Source organism: Caulobacter sp. GW821-FHT10A06 (assembly GCF_059415805.1).
The window spans coordinates 191,715-207,219 of sequence record NZ_JBWKNY010000002.1 but is presented as its reverse complement, the minus strand read 5'-3'; the positions used below and the strand labels follow the sequence as shown (position 1 = coordinate 207,219).

General features: G+C 72.3%; 10 protein-coding genes. 9 read left to right on the top strand and 1 reads right to left on the bottom strand.

The features are described from left to right. The first annotated feature begins 54 nt into the window (after positions 1-54). The 9 genes from AC07NF_RS04900 to AC07NF_RS04860 are packed head-to-tail and all read left to right on the top strand — an operon-like array spanning position 55 to position 12,877. Positions 55-678 (top strand): hypothetical protein, encoded by a 624-nt coding sequence (locus AC07NF_RS04900; protein ID WP_494628515.1) that lies wholly within the window; start codon positions 55-57, stop codon positions 676-678. Further along, positions 675-2,195: a hypothetical protein gene (locus AC07NF_RS04895; RefSeq protein WP_494628516.1), complete on the top strand. Its 1,521-nt coding sequence runs from the start codon at positions 675-677 to the stop codon at positions 2,193-2,195. The genes AC07NF_RS04900 and AC07NF_RS04895 overlap by 4 nt, the downstream gene beginning before the upstream one ends. Beyond that, positions 2,192-3,739, top strand: coding sequence for a hypothetical protein (locus AC07NF_RS04890; protein ID WP_494628518.1), 1,548 nt, complete (start codon positions 2,192-2,194; stop codon positions 3,737-3,739). The genes AC07NF_RS04895 and AC07NF_RS04890 overlap by 4 nt, the downstream gene beginning before the upstream one ends. Next, positions 3,736-4,290: a hypothetical protein gene (locus AC07NF_RS04885; protein ID WP_494628520.1), complete on the top strand. Its 555-nt coding sequence runs from the start codon at positions 3,736-3,738 to the stop codon at positions 4,288-4,290. The genes AC07NF_RS04890 and AC07NF_RS04885 overlap by 4 nt, the downstream gene beginning before the upstream one ends. Next, complete coding sequence (locus AC07NF_RS04880) at positions 4,287-7,046, top strand: hypothetical protein (RefSeq protein ID WP_494628522.1); 2,760 nt, start codon at positions 4,287-4,289, stop codon at positions 7,044-7,046. Before AC07NF_RS04885 ends, AC07NF_RS04880 begins: the two co-directional genes overlap by 4 nt. Beyond that, a complete protein-coding gene (locus AC07NF_RS04875) occupies positions 7,043-9,631 on the top strand; it encodes a hypothetical protein (RefSeq protein WP_494628524.1) in 2,589 nt (862 codons plus the stop codon). The genes AC07NF_RS04880 and AC07NF_RS04875 overlap by 4 nt, the downstream gene beginning before the upstream one ends. After that, positions 9,628-10,014 carry a hypothetical protein gene (locus tag AC07NF_RS04870; protein WP_494628526.1) on the top strand — a complete coding sequence of 129 codons (387 nt, stop codon included), beginning with the start codon at positions 9,628-9,630 and terminating at the stop codon, positions 10,012-10,014. Before AC07NF_RS04875 ends, AC07NF_RS04870 begins: the two co-directional genes overlap by 4 nt. Further along, positions 10,011-12,161 carry a protein kinase domain-containing protein gene (locus tag AC07NF_RS04865; RefSeq protein ID WP_494628528.1) on the top strand — a complete coding sequence of 717 codons (2,151 nt, stop codon included), beginning with the start codon at positions 10,011-10,013 and terminating at the stop codon, positions 12,159-12,161. Before AC07NF_RS04870 ends, AC07NF_RS04865 begins: the two co-directional genes overlap by 4 nt. After that, positions 12,158-12,877 (top strand): hypothetical protein, encoded by a 720-nt coding sequence (locus tag AC07NF_RS04860; protein WP_494628530.1) that lies wholly within the window; start codon positions 12,158-12,160, stop codon positions 12,875-12,877. The genes AC07NF_RS04865 and AC07NF_RS04860 overlap by 4 nt, the downstream gene beginning before the upstream one ends. On the opposite strand, the gene AC07NF_RS04855 is transcribed toward AC07NF_RS04860, so the two are convergent. Continuing rightward, positions 12,874-15,225, bottom strand: a complete 2,352-nt coding sequence (locus tag AC07NF_RS04855) for a pectinesterase family protein (RefSeq protein WP_494628531.1) — start codon at positions 15,223-15,225, stop codon at positions 12,874-12,876. The genes AC07NF_RS04860 and AC07NF_RS04855 overlap by 4 nt on opposite strands. Positions 15,226-15,505: the final 280 nt, after the last annotated feature.

Below are 15,505 nucleotides of genomic sequence, written 5' to 3'. Positions count from 1 at the left end.
ATGTTGGGAGAGAGATGCTGGCGGCTCGGGCGGAAGGCGAGCGAGGACCCAGCGATGGCGGACGGCCATTTTCGAGACGTCGAACTTCTGCGCCGTGAACTGGCGGCGCTGATCCTCGAATGGGCCGGCAAGTCGGTGAAGGACGATCCGGGCGGCGCGATGTCGACCGCTCTGACCCGCGCGGTCGGCGACGCCGCCCGCGCCGCGGTCGCCGAACAGCATCAGGCTCTGTCCGCCGAGGCCGCCGACCGGATCGCCGAGGCGCTTGATCAACGCGCCAAGTCCCGGGGACTATGGGGCGTGCCGCCATGGGGGATGGCCCTGATGGCGGTCGCCGCGGCGGCGCTGCTGGGCGTCGGCTATCTGCTGGGCCTGCAGGTCGGACGGACGGACGATCCGTTGCCCACGACATCACCGGCCGCCGCCTCGCCGATCGCACCGATCGCGCCGACCGTCGATGACCCCGCGCCGGCCGCCACGCCACGCACGGCGCCGGCCCAGCAGCCTCGCGCCGAACGCGCCGCGCCACCGCCCGCCAAGCCCGTCGCACGCACACCCCCGCGCGAACTGGGCCGCCCCGCCGCGGCGACCAGCGAAGCCCCGCCCCGCTCGGCGCAACCCGTCGGCGCCGGCGCAGCGCCGACGCCGGCCAATCCGCCCCCGGCGACGACGCCATGACGGTCCTCGTCCCCACGGCGGTCATTGGCCCCAAGGCCCAGGGCCGCAACTACGGTCTGCGCCGGCACGCCGGATCAAGCCTGACTTCGGAAAGCCAGGCCCGCCTGGCCGACTTCGCCCTGTCGCTGGCGGGGTGGGCCATGCAGCGCCGCCAGCAGTTTGTCGCCATGCTGCCGCTGGCCGCCGACGGCTCGTCCTTCGCCGTGGCGCGCGTCCGGCACCTGGGCGAAGGCGAACTTGGTCCGATCGCGGTCGCCCATCTGCTGCTCGCCGACGCCGCCCTGCTGGACGCCATCGGCTGGGCCTCGCCTCGCCTGCTGCGCCTGCTGCCCCAGCCGGAGGACACGACCTTCGGCCTGGAGCCGCTCAAGGTCTCGCCGAGGAGCCTGAAACCCGTCGTCGCCCGTCCGATGATCGCGCCGCGCGTCGGCTGGAGCGACATCGCCATCGATGTCGGCGACGAGGATCCGGAAGGCGCGCTGGCCGCCCTGGTCGAAGGCGTCGAGGATCCCGCGCGCCGCGCCAGCCTCACCGGATGGGCCAGCACCAGCCTGATGACCCCGGCCGGCGATCTGGATCCGGCCCGCGTGTTCAAGCTGGTCACTCACGCCTCGACCGAAAGCCCGGCGGCCTTCCAGGCCACGCACGAGCTCTTGTCGATCAAGGCCATGGCCGAGCCGACCCTGGCTTGGAAGGCGTGGCTGAAGCTGGCCGCGATCGCCGAGCGCGAACCGGCCGCCGCCGCCCTGCGCTCGGCCCAGTGGTCGCAGGACAAGGCCCGCCTGCCCGCCGCCGACGTGATGTTCGAAGAGATCGCCTCTGCCTGCGCCGAGCTGACGCCCGAGGCCATGATCGCCCTGCTGCGCGCGGTGATGCGCCATGCCCAAGGCGCCGACGCGGCCAGCCAGGCCCTGCGCGACGGCGTGTCCGAGACCTTCGACGCCCTGGTCGCCGTCGCCGATGCGCAAGGCGCGGCCTTCTATGTGCGCGGCCTGATCGAGGGCGTCGGCTCCAACGCCCTGCCCAGCCTCGACGAGGTCGTCGCCAGGCCCGCCGTCGCCGCCTGGCTGGGCGATGTCGCGCCCCGCCTGGACCTGACCGGGATCGTCACGCTGTGGGCGACGCGGCTGGCGGCCGATCCCGCCTTCTCCAAGGAGATCGCCCTCGCCGCGCCGGCCTTCCTCGACGCCGTCCAGGACAATGCCCTGATACACCTCGACGACGAGGACGCCCGCCAATTGGCCGGGACCTTGCTGCGTCTGCAATGCCAGCGCCCCAGCATGGACGGCGCCCGGACCCGCGCGACGCTCACGGCCCTGCTGGCTCGCCCCCCGGCCAGCGCCGACGCTGCTTTGGCCGATCCCGGCGTGGTGACGGCCGCCAAGCAGTTCGCGCCCGAGCTGTCGGCCGCCCTGGCCACGCGGGCCATTCCGACCGGCCTGCGCCAGGCGCGCCATCCGGACGAGTTCACCCGCGCCGCCTGGGCGCTGGTCACCGTGGCGAGGGCCGCGCGATGACCTATTGCGAGATCTGCACCAACGAGTTCTCCAGCAAGGACTTCGCCGACTGCCCGCACTGCGCCCTGGCCGAGGGCCGCACAGCGTCTCCGGCCGTCCGCGCGCTGGAAACGCCGACGCCCGGCGTGACCATGGGCGAGGTGATCGACACCCTGCGCCGCATGACGCCGCCCGAGCCGCCCACCAGCGCCGAACCCCAGGCGCCCGAAGGCCTGGGTGAAAGCCTGAAGGCGCTGGTCGAACAGAAGGTCGATCAGGCCGCCGCCGCCTCGGAACAGCCGTCCTTCGCCCCCGTCGAGGCCGAGCCCGTCGCCGAGACGCCGATCGCCGGTCCGGTCGCCCGCGAGCTGGATGTCGAGACCCTGCGCCGCATCCGCGAGTCCGGCGTCTTCACCATGGTGCTGCTGGGCTTCCCGACCGCCGGCAAGACCTGGTTCCTCAACCGGCTGAAGTACGAGCTGCAGGAAGGCGACGCCTATGCCTGCTATCCGCGCCGCGCGCCGCCCGGCGACGTGGAGAACACCGTCCAGTTCACCGCCCACCGCTTCCGTAAGGGCGCGCAGGACTTCTACGTCATCGACATCCCGGGCGAGCGGTTCCTGCGCGCGGTCGAGGGCTCGTTCCTGGGTGAGGCCAACACCCTGATGCGGCACGTGATCCATACCGGCCAGGCGTTCCTGACCCTGCTGCCGGCCGACGAGACCCTGCTGTCGGAGCTGGCCCACGACGTCCTCTGGCGACGCGCCGCCGCCGGCGGGACCGCGCCCGTCGACACCACCGGCCTGCCGCCTGCCCAGGCGCTGATCGACCGGGTCGACGCCCTCAAGCGCCAGGTCTCCCAGGCCCGCAAGGCGGCGGAGGCTGGCGACGCCAAGGCGCAGGCAAAGCTCAAGACCCTGGTCCGCGAGCGCAAGCATCTGCTGGAGGGCGGCGTCGAGCAGGCCCTGCAACGCCTGGCCTCCAAGCACGAGGAGCTCGGCGAATATATCAGCGGCGTGGGCCTGATGGCCCAGCTGATGGTGGTAATGGAAGAGCGCGGCGGCCCCGATCTGGACCCGTCGATGGACGCCTACGCCGTGTTCGACCGCAGCCGCGAGGCCGAGCGCAAGAAGCCGACCAAGCCGATGTTCATCGTGCTGTCCAAGAGCGACGACCTGACCCACCGGTCCGACGCCGTACAGCTGCCGATCCGCCGGCTGCTGCAAGGCCATCCGAAAGCGGCCCACCTGCTGCGCGTCCTGCGCCGCGAGCCCGCCAAGGCCGACGCCTTCGCGACCCTCAACGCCCTGCGCCCCGGGGTCGCCCGCCAGATCGACGAGTGGTTCGCCTTCGCCAGCTTCCAGTTCGCCACCGCCTTCGAGGGCGTGGCGCGAGGGTCGACGACCATCAACTATCGGCTCGACCATGTGGGGGTCACCGAGCTGATCCGCGCCCTGCTCCGCCTGAAGGAACACGCCGAGAAGCGCCGCGCCTGGGACGGGCTGACGGGCCTCTTCCGGCGGCGGCCGGCGGCCGAGGCCCCGCTGACGGAGTCGGCGCCATGACCCGGCGCAACGGCGTCAGGCCGTTGATCGTCAGCGGCCTGCTGGTCCTGCTGGCCGTGGTCGGGATCGTGTGGGCCCTGGGCCTGACGCTCCGTCCGGGCGCGGCCGTCGTCGGTGCCGCCCCGACGCGCGGCGGCGGGCCATGGATCGAGCGGCTGGGCCTGTCGCAGCTCGAGCCCTGGTCGTCGCCGACGCCCGCCTTCGCGGAACGCCTGGCGGCCCTCGGCGACACGCCCCAGGGCGCGGCGCTGCGCCGCGACCTGTGCCAAGGCGTCGGCATGGACGCCGACCCGGCCTTCCGCGAGGCGCGGCGGGCCCTGGTGCGCAACGACGGCGCACTGTGTTCCGCGCCGATGGAGCATGTCGCGGCGGTTTCGCCGGTGATCGTGGCTCTCGGCCCGCGTCTGGGCTGGCCAGCGCTGATCGCCGGTTCGCTGGCGGCGCTGGGCCTGGCGCTATGGCGCATGCTGGCCCTCAAGCGGGTCCATGACCACTGGCGTTATCTGGGTCGGTCCACCTTCGGCGCGGCGCGGAGGGCGGGCAGCGGATGAGTGGTGTCCTGCTGGGTGTCGTCTGCCTGGCGCTGGGTCTGGCGTACTGGCGTGTGGCAAGCGACGGTGCTTCGGCGCGGCGCAAGCCGTCGACCGCGAGGGTGGCGGCCCTGATGATGGGTGTCATCGCGCCGGCCATCCTCGTCTTAGGCTGCCTGCTGACGGCCTCCATCCAGGGTCGCACGGGCGAGCTGCGCCTGTCGCTGCTGCGGCTGACGGCCGAGGTGCGCCAGTTCCCGCTACGCCTGGGCGGCGACGCCGGCCGCGACGACCTGGTTGTGCCGCGCCTGCCGGCCGGCTTCGCCACCGTCGAGCCCGACCTCTCGACCGGCGGTGAAGCCCCGCCCCTGGCCCTGGTCGTCGCCGGCGCCGACAAAGCCCCGTCGCAAGTCGTGATCGGCCTGCGCGACGGTCGACGTCTCACCTGGCCGACCGCCCTGACCTTTGGCGAAGGCGACGCCGTGTGTGTCCAGGCGCCCTGCGAGGGCGACGGCGCGGCCTGGGCTATCCTGCGCGGCCGAACCTTGGCCCCGGCCGTATGGCGAGATGGTCAGGTCGTGGCCGAGGCCGGCGCCGGCGGCCCGGCCATGCCTGAACGCAAGACCCTGTTGGCCTTCGGCGGCGTCAATGACTGGACCCCGACCCAGGCGATCCATCCCCTGCGCGACTTCTTCCCCCGTCCGGGCACGGGCCAAGCCAGCGGCGTGCTGGCCGACTGTGAGCGCTGGCTGTGCGTCGGCAAGGGCGCGGCCCGCGCGCCGGCGCGCAGCTTCCTGTTCCAGCAGGGCGGCTTCGGCGGCTCGGCCTGGGCGATCATCCTCGCGGATCCGGGCGCCCGCATTGCACGCGGCGGACAAGTCGTTCCCTACACCCCGCCGGCGGCCATTCCCTTGGGAGTCGGGATCCGGGCGGAGATCTTCGAGCCTCGCTTCGTCGATGGCGTCTTGGACGGACCAGACGCGCGGCGGGGCCGCCTACAGCTGCGCCGCAGCCTGGTCCTGGCCGAACGCGACGGCCAGGCCGAGATCACCTTCGCCACACCGCCGACCGAGGTCGTCGGCCGCTGCGAACAAGGCGCGCCGCCTCGCCGCCTGGGGCTGGAAGCCGCCGTCGTCGGCGGACTGACCGCCGACGCCCTGCGCCAGGCGCCGTCCGTCCCTCAAGGACCTGCCTGCGCCGCCTTCACCCACGCCAAGCTCGATGCGCCCGCCGCAGCTCCGGCTTTGCGCATCGCCCATCTGGCGCTGGATCAGTTGGCGACGCCCTGGCCGGCGGCGCTGGTCGTGCTGGCCTGGACCCTCAGCCTGCTGCTGCTCTGCCGTGACCTTTTCCACCGCCGCCCAGCCCTCTGGACCATCCTGAGCCTGCTACAGCTACTGCTCGCCCTGCGCCTGCTGATCGGCCTGGCCGCCGCCCAGGCTGACCCGACCCTGGACTGGCGCGAGATCCTCGGCGACGCCGCCATAGCCTATGCCGTCGTTCCGGCTGCCCTGCTCGCGTGGGCGCGGGCCGGCGAAGCCCGCAAGGCCGGCGATCTGGCCCTGGACCTCGCCCCGCCACTGGCCGCCGCCGTCGTCCTGGCCTGGACCCGCCACCTCAGTGTTCTGGCCCTGCTGTTGCTCGGAGCCTGGGGCCTGGCCCTGCTGTGGCGCATCGCCAAGACGCCGCCATCGAAAGGCGCCGCGCCCTCTGCCCTGAACGGTTTCGCCGAACGCTGGATAACCGCGCCCGCCAAGTCCGCGTGGCTGTCCGGCGTCATGCTGCTGATCATCGTCCTGATCGGCCGCCTGACGGTCGGGGCCATCGGCTGGAAGGAACGCATCGACCTGGGCGTCACGGTGCTGGCGATCAGCGTCGTCTACACGCCCCTGATCCTGATCGGCTTCGGCCGCCTGCTGGCCGCCAGCGAGGACCGACCGGCGGGCTGGGGACGGCCGATCGTGTTCTGGGCGCTGCTGGCCCTGGCCACCTTCGTCATCCCGTTCACGGTGCGCGACAGCGGCTATGCCCTGATGTTCCTGCCGATCGGCGCGGTCGCCGCCGGCCTGGCCTGGCGTCGTGGCGTCGCGCGCCTGCCCTGGGCGGCGCCGGCGGTCGCGGCCATGGCCGCCCTGCTGGTCCTGCCACTGCTGGGCGCGGTCGGGGCCGCCGGCGCCGATCGCCTGGGCCAGACCGCCCAGATGACGCGCGGCCTCAGCGATGAGCAGGCCCTCGCCAGCCTGGACCGCCAGGCCAAGGCCAGCCAGAACCTTCTGCGCCTCTACCTGATCGCCGCGCCCGAGGCCCTGGGCGCGGACGTCTCCACCGAGGCCGAGGCGCTCAAGGTCTGGTCGGCCCAACTTTCCGACTACACCGGCTCGCTACTGGGACGCGGCTACCTGTCGCCGGCCAATCTGACCGCGCTCAAGCCCGTGCAAGCCACCGACAACCTGACCGCTATCCACCTGATGTCGCCATTCGGACGGCTGGCGACCGGCCTGTTCCTGGCCCTGCTGGCCGCCGCGCCGATCGCCGTCTGGTCGATGACGCGCGCGACGCCGCTCGATGCGAAGCGCGCGACCGGCCTCCTAGCCTTGTGGTGCTTGTTCGGTGCGGCGACCTACATGACGCTGGCCAATCTGCAACTGGTCCCGTTCACCGGCCGCAACGCCTACCTGCTGGCCCCGACCTCGGGCGGCGACCTGCTGGAAGGCGCGATCCTGGTCGCCCTGGCCGTCTGGGGCCTGGCCGAGCGTTCGGCGGAGGCCAGGCGATGAGCCGCCGCGCCAAGCGCTCGCAGGCCTGGACCCGCGCCCTCGCCACCGCCGCGCCGCTGCTCGCCGTCGTCGCCCTGGTCGCTGGCGCGCCGGCGGTGCTCGCTGCGCTGGGTCGACCAGCCGGCCAAGGGCTGACCAGCGGCTACGAGCGCCTGGTCGACGCCATCGCCCAGCGCCAATGGCTGTCGGTGCGCTATGACGCCAACGGCGAGCCCCGGATCGCCCTGCGCGACGGCCCGGTCGGCCGCGACCCGCGCCTGCGCGCCTTCGTCAACGCCTCGTATCTGCGGGCCGACCTGCAAGACCCGGCGGTCTGGCGGCTCAGCGACGATGGCCAATGGGTCGAAGGCATTGACCCTTTCGCCCACCAGATCGACCGGCCTTATTCCGGCGGCGGGGCCTGGGCCGGCCCGATCCTGTTCCGAGGCGGCCCCGCGCCCGGCCTGCGCCTGCAGCCGCTGGGCGGAGATCCGCCCCCGCCGCCCATCGCCCTGGAACCGAACGGCGCGCCCGCCGCGGCTTGCGACATCCTGATGCCGACCCGCCGCGTCGGCGCCGCCGGGTCGCGCCGCGCCCTCTCGATCTGCCTGAAGGACGGCGACGCCCCGCCTCATGCCGTGGGTTCGGTGATGCTGGTCGGCGACCAGGCCGTGGTGCGGGTGCAAACCCCGTCGATCCTGGAGATCCGGGTCGGCGCCCGCGATATCCGCCCTAGGTCCGACGGCGACGTGACCCTGACGCCCCTGCCCCAGAGCGAGACCCTGACCCTGCGCACCGGCCAGTCGGTGCTGCGCCTGCGCCTCGAAGGCGGCGTGACCGACATCGCCCACAGCGAGCCCTCGGGCGCCCGCGCCTACTATCCGGCCTTGCAGCCCCTGGCCCAGCCGCTGGAGCGGGTCATGAGCGGCCGACCTCCGGCGCCGCTGCGGCTGTCGCTGGATGCTGGCCTGCAACAGGTCGCCCAGGAGGCCCTCTCGGCCGGCGCGGCCACGGTGCGCGCCAGCCCCTCGCCCGAGGCCCAGAAGGACGGCGGCGACGCCTTCAAGGCGGCGGTGACGGTGATGGACTCCACCACCGGCCAGGTGCTGGCCGTCGCCTCCTGGCCGCTGACCGACAGCGACCTTGCCCCCGCCCAGCGCCGCACGCGCCGAGGCCAGAACCTGATCGACCAGAACCACAATTTCGAGCGCCTGCCCGTCGGCTCGATGGCCAAGGGGCCGTTCTCGATGGCGATCCTCGACGCCGATCCAGGCTTGGCGACCCTGAAGATCCAGGGTGGGACCGATGCTCGCGTCCGCACCGTGCTGGGCATGGACCTGGGCAAGGGCGGCTTCGACAACCACGGCCTGGGCGTCACCGACTTCCCGACCTTCCTGGAGCACTCCAACAACCGTTACGCCCTGGCCCTGATGATGCTGGCCTATCGGACGCCCGGCGCGCCGCCGCCGCCGACCCGCGCCCAGCCGTCGCCGGTCGAGGCCTGGTCGCTGGAGGGCAAGAGCCATACCGACGTCCCGCCCCTGCCCGTCTTCGGCGAAGCGACCGCGCCGGGGCCGTTCGGCTGGGTTCTGCGCCCGCCGCCCGGACGCGGTCCGGCCTGGCCCGATCGCCTGGCCCGCCTGTTCGACCTCGACGCCGGCCAGGGCGGCGGCTGCCGCTACGATGTCGGCGTCTGGCGGGGGCTCAGCGGGGCTACGCCACCCTGCGCCTCACCCCTGGCCGGTGCCTCGCCTGAGCGCGAACGGCTGGGCTTCGACGCCGTGGCTTCGTTCCGCAACGACTACCTGATGGCCGTGCTGGGCGGCAGCCGCTCGACCTGGAGCGCCATCAAGATGGCCGAGGTCTATTCGCGGATCGTCACGGGTCGAGCGGTGCGCGCCCGCTTCACGCCCAACGCCGGACCGCCCGCCGACACGCTGCCGATGCGCAGCCCGCAGATCCGCGCCACCGTGCTGGACGGCCTGTCGCGCGTGATCAAGACCGGCACCGCCGCCGGACTGGGCCGGTCCTTCGCCGAAATGGGCTACGGCCCGGATGTGACCCTCTACGGCAAAACCGGCACTATGAAGGTCGCCGGCGAGGCCCCTAGCGAACCGGGCGCGGCGCTGCTGCGGCAACTGGCCCGTAGCGACTGCGGCCTGCGCTGGGACGCGACGGCCGGGGTGCTGAAGTTCGGCTTCACCGCGCCCAAGACCCAGGCAGAGGCAGCGCGCCAGATCCTGGAGCTCAAGGAAACCCGCTGCCGCGTCCGCGTCGCCGGCCGCTCCGACATTGCCCAGCAGGCGGCGGCGGAGATGCAGCGGTTCGCCTGCGGCTACCGCAACTGCCAGCCGGGGGACTTCACGCCCGAGCCGGACGGCCGGGTCCTCAGCCTGCCGCTGCGACCGGTCGAGCCGCCGCTGCTGGACGGCCACGCCATCGCCGTCGTCGCCTTGCACCAGGCCGGCGGCCAGCCGGCGCGAGGGCTGACCATCGTGGTCAATCTGCAGGACAAGCGGCAGGCCGAGACCCCGGCCCTGGCGGTCGTCGCGGCCATCCTGCGCTCGCCCGCCGCTCACAGCTGGATCGTGGGAGGCGGGTCATGAGGCCTTGGGTTCCCTACACCGCCATCGCCGCCCTGTGGCTGGCCGCCCTGGGCCTGGGCGCCTGGATGGCGCGTCCCTCGCCGGCGCCACAAGCCGATGTCACCGCGCCGCGCTGGCTGACCGTCAACGTCGCCGCCGGTAGTCCCGCCGCCCGCGACTGGCCGCACTTCTTCGCCTGTTCCGGCTTGGCCGCCGATCCAGCCCTGATGCGCGCCACGCTCGGACTCAACGGAGGCGGCTCCGAAAGCGTTTGGCGTCGAGACGGTTCGGCCACGCCGATCCGCGTCGCGCTCGCGCCGCTCGACACACCGGCCGCGCCCGAGGCCGACCGGATCGTCGAGGCCGCAACGCGGGCCGTCGCCGACTGTGGAGACATGCCATGACGGTCATCGCGGCGCCGCTGCGCCTGAAGGTCGAGGGTTTCCGCAAGCCGTTACGCCTGCGGCCCCTGCGCCGCGCCGGCGCCCTGGAGACCTTCGCCGTCGAGGGTGAGGCGCTTGAGGCCGTCCGCTTCACCCCGGCCGGCGCCGTGCGCGAGGCTGACGGTAAACTGACGGCGATCCCCGAGGCGGCCGAGCAATACGGCGTAGCGCTGGACGCTTTCGAGACGCTGGGCCGCCGGCTCCAGGCGAGCGCGCCACGCGCGGCCCTGCCAGTCCAGGCTGTTTCGCGGGGGACCGGCGGCTGTTTCTGGCTGCAACCGCCGAGCGGCGTGACCCTGGAGAATTGGCTAGCGGACCATCCCGGTCCCCTCGCCGAACCTGTCATCACCGCCTTCGCGCGCAAACTAGCCAGGGCGCTGGGAGAGCTGCACACTGCCGGCATCGTGCACGGCGACCTGTCGCCTCGCGCCGTGCTGATCGGCGATGGCGAGGTGCGGCTGACCGGCTTCATGGTCGATCGCCGGCCGTTCTTCCGGCCGCTGCGCAGCCAGCAGGACCTGGTCGAGCCCGGCTATGCGCCGCCCGAAGGTCATGACGGCGCGCTGCGCCATCCGATCGGTCCGGCCGCCGACCTCTACGCCGCCAGCGCCCTGCTCCAGCGTCTGCTGACCGGCCGTACGCCGCCGCCCGCCACCGCTCGCGTGGCCGGCGACGACGCCTGGCCCGCCGCCACGACCTCTGTCGGCCTGCGTGCCGGGATCGAGGCGGGGCTCGCGCCCGTCGCCGCCGAGCGCCCGGCCAACGCGGCGGCTTGGCTGGCGGGCCTGGACCTGGGACCCGAGCCGGACGATGCGCCCTGGTTCGAAGGTCTCGCCAAGACGCCGCCCGAGGCTCCCTGGCCGGAGCCCGAAACCGACTCGCTGGCCCTGCCGCCGCTGCCGATGGCCGACCTGTTCGAGACGCCGGACGCCGTCGACGCCCCGCTGACGATCGCCCGCGAGGCGCCGGCTCGACGTCGATGGGGCTGGTGGGCCGCGGGCCTCACGGCCATCGCGATCGCCGCCGTCGCCCTGGTCGCGCCCCGCCTGACTTCGCGACCGTCGACACCGCCTGCCGCCACGACGCCCAAGGCCGCCGTCCCAGTCGCGCCGACCGGCTGCCAATGGATCTCGGCGGGCGGCGCCTGGCGCCTGCGCTGCGCGGACGCCCCGGCCCAAGGCCTGCGCCTGCCCGAGCGCTTCGACGCCCAGACCACGGCCCGCGCCGCCGCCGGCGAGCCTGCCGCCATGGAACGGCTGGGGGCCTTCTATCGCCTGCGGGCCAGCGAGACGGCCAATTCCGATCGCGGCGGTTATGCCTACCAAGCGCTGGGCTGGCTGCGCCGCGCGGCGGACGCCCCGGACGACGGCCGGCCCGACACGGCGCGAGCCCGCGACGACGCGGCCCTGGCGCTGGGCCAGATGTTGGCGCGCGGCGAAGGCGGGCGCGCGCCAGACCCAGCCGCCGCCGAGACCCGCCTCCGCCAGGCCGCCGCCGGCAGCCGCGCCGACGCCGTGCTGGCCCTGGCCCAACTGCTGGAAGCCCAGGCCGGCGGCGACACCGATCGGCTGACCCAGGCGCGCGGCCTCTATGCCCGTGTGGCCCAGCTGGGCGATGGTTCGCTGCTGCAGCGTGAAGGCGAGCGCGGTCTGGCCCGTATCGATGCGGCCATGAAGCCTGCGCCTGTCGAGACCCCGCCCGAACCGCCGGTCGGGGAAAAGCCGCCCCCCGCGCCCAAGCCCGCCCCCAAGGCCAAGGCGCCCGTCGCCAAACCACCGGCCAAGGTCGTGGCGAAACCACCGCCGGCCAAAGCTGTCCAGCCCGCTCCGCCCGTCGTGCGTGCGCCGCCCAAGCCGGTGACGCTGCCGGCGCGTCGCCCTGCGGCCGCCGCGCCGGCCCTGCCCCTGCGCACCTGGACGACCTCGAGCTTCATCAAGGTCGATCCGACCACGAACTTCTATCCATCGCTGGAGCTGGCCGGCCGCGCCGCCTGCGACAGCGAGGGCGGCGAGACCCTGTCGGTCCGCGCCGGCGACACCAACTGCCCCAACGGCGTCAACTACTGCCAGGTGCGCGCCGTCGCGACCTGCCAAGGAGCCAGACCATGACCAGAACCCTTGTGGCGGCGACCGCCGCCCTGCTCCTGGTCGGCGCGACCCAGGCCCAGGCCCAGAGCGCCTTCCGGGGTGACTGCGACCAGGCCAAGCGGTTCGCCGAGTCCCTGGCGTTCAAGCCATCGTACCGGGGCGTGCAGCGTATGACGCCGCAGACCGTAGACCGGTGCGGACGCGACGTGGTCGCGGTCTATGACCTCAAGCGCCGCAACGAGGCCAACGCCAATTACGACCTGGTCGGGCGCTACTATTATCTGTGGCCGGACAACGCGACCTGCCGTGAGGAGGTGCACGATCGCCTCAGCGGCATCGCCCGCATCACCCAGGAGGTCCGCCCCAACGGCCTGCTGTGCGAGGTGGCGTTGCGCCTCGACTTCGACGTGACCACTGACGAGAAATACGGCCCCAACCGCTTCTCCAAGCTGATCACCCTGGTCGGAGCCGACACCTCCCGTTTCGCCGCGACGGCGACGGGCGAAACCGGCGGCACGGTCTTCTACGAGGCGCCGGCCCGCACGGCCGATCGCGCGGCCGGCCCGGCCGACGACAACAGCGAGGTCGCGGCCGAACGCGCCGAACCGCCCCGCACCGCGCCTCGCCCCTACGAGATCAATCGCCGGCAGTATTTCGATCGTCGCGTCGGCCGCTTCTACTTCTACGACCCGGCGCGCGACGCCTATTTCTGGGAAGACGGCGAGCCCCGCGACTAGGGGTAGGTCACGCTGAGTCCCCGCAAGACCACCGAGCCGCTGGGGCGCGAGGCGGTCCAGTAGAGGCCGGCGGCGCCGTGGCTGTTGGGCTCGATCGTTCCGGTCAGGTTCAAGGTCTCACCGTCGGCGGTGTTGGAGCCCTTCACGGTCACCTGGCCGCCGCGCACCGAGATCTGGAGGGTCGTGGTCGGCTTGACCACGCCGGTCAGCTGGTCCTGGTCGCTGATCGGCGTCCCGTGGCCGGCCTTGATCCGATAGAGCTGGAACACGACGGCCGTGGCCGAGCGGGTCGAGCGCCAGAAGCGCAGCGCGTAGCCGTCGCGGCTCACGGGATCGTACTTGAACAGGATGTCGGCGCGCGGACGGCCGTCGTCCGCGGGCGAGCCGGCGATCGAGAAACCCTGGCCCTCCAGCTTGTCGGTGTCGAAGGCCACCGTGACATCCATGTCACCGGCCGACGGGCGGCCGACATAGAGCAGGGTGTTGTCCTTGTCGCCGGCGCGCAGGCCCCAGTGGGTCTGGTCCTCGAACGGCGCCTGGCTGGACCAGGCTCCCGTCAGGCTCCAGTCCTTCTCCCACCGATCAGCGGCAGTGCTGTCGGGCTGGGCGCGAGGGTCCAGGACGGCCGTCGCCAATGCGCCAGCCGGCGCCTTGATCGGCGGCGTGCGAACCGCCGGGCCAGGCTGGCTGAGATCGGTCTTCGGCTGGACCTCGGCCATCACGTAGCGTCCCGCCAGGTTGCCGGAGAGCTTCGGCGTCCGCAGGGGTTCGTTGCCGCGCGAGACCGCGATCCGCTGAGGCTGGGCGCAGGCTGCATCGGCGCAGGCAAACCAGGTGACCAGCGACTGGTCCTGGCGACCGGTTGAGCCGGCCAGAGCGTAGGCCACTGACAGGCCGCCGGAGGTCGCCTGAAGTTTCGGCGCGGCGACCAGCGCGGGCGCAGGTCGGTAGGCCGGATCGACGGAGACTTGGGCCGTGCTGCTGAAGCCATTGTCTGCGATGGCCTTGATCGTCGCGACCTCGGTGCGCTCGCCGGTGTTGGCGGCCGTGACCACGACGCGGTCGCCTTCGGTCGCGCTGAGCTTGACCAGAGGCGAGGACGAGCTCCAACGCACCCGCCCCGTCGCGCCCTTGGGCAGGACCTGGGCGGCGATCTCGACCGGCGCCTCGCCGGTGCGGATGCGGGAGACGCCGTTGGCCAACTTGATGCGATAGGGACGGGTCCCCTGCCCTTCGAACTTGGCCCGCGCCCCGGCCGGGTCCCAGCCGTCATCAGAGCCGTCCGACGCCCAGCGCAGCTGGTTCCAGGGATTGAAGGCCAGGCTCTCGTCCGCGGTCAGCTCACGCGACAGGGTGCGGCGCTCGGGGCCGACGATGCTGTCAATCAGGTCGACCGGCCGCCCGACGTCCGTCTTGGTGCGATAGGTCAGCGAGGCTTCCGACTGCGGCGGCGCGCGCCAGCCGAACCAGGCCAGCGGCACGTCGGGCAAGGTCGAGTCGATCAGCGCCACCGGCGCGACCGGCACCTTGTAGAACTGCATCGGTTTGACGGCGCGGAACCGGGTGCGGATGAACGTCGTGCCGCCCGCGAACAGGATGCCGCCGCCCTCGATAAAGTTGATCTCGGAGTCTTCCCAGACGCTGGCGCCCGGCGCGCCCAGATAGTCGTCCGTCCCCTCCAGATAGGCGTTGGTGAAGTACGAGCGCTTGGTGCGGTTGAACATGGTGTCCAGCCGGCTGAGGATGGCGACGTGCGAATAGACGTGCCGGTCGCCGCTCATCTGGATGGCCACGGCCTGGGTGATCACGCCCGAGCGCCGCTTCAGGCTCTTCGACGCATCGCCCGGATAGTCGTAGTCGACATTGCAGTAGTTCAGGATCGTCAGGTTGACCGCCGAGAAGCCGTCGGCGTCGACGATCATCGTGAAGCCGTTATTGGCCGCGCCCTGCTTGTTGCCGCGATTGTCGGCCAGCACCACGCTGCGGCGGTCGCGGGTCAGGCCCATCAGGGTGATGTTGGGCTTGGTGATCGTCAGGCCCGGCTCGGTCGGCGTGCCGCCCAGCTGATAGACGTCGGGCAGGATGCCGATCACCGTCGGCCGCTCACGCGTGCCGGCCGGCGCGGCGGCGTAGGCGGCCTGGACGGTGCGGTAGCGATGAGCGGCGGGATCCTCGGAGCGCGAGGCGTCCACCAGGATGTCGTAGCGCTCTTTGGTGGTGTCGAAGACGACGTCGGTATAGCCCCGCACGGGGCCAAGGCCGGCCAGCGTATCCTGCGCCGCAGCGGTTCCGCCCGCCAGCAGCAGCGTCGCCAGAACGGTTGAGAGCAAGACGCTCTTAGCGGCCATGATCATCCTCCCCTTGATGACACCGGTATCATCCCCGATCGGACGACCGCGCCATTCGTTCTCATTTTCTCACCATGGCTACACGGCGCAGGAGTTTGCGCCAAGATCAACCGAAGGGTGAGGCCATGCCGATATCGCATGGCGAACACCGATATCGGCATTGGCAAGACAGATTGCCACAATGAAGACTTAATTCGCCAAACACGCGCCGATCGGCGGAGAGCTCAAGCATCGCGCCCCTCCGTCGCGCGTCGACCCGGCAAATACAAAAAACATAACC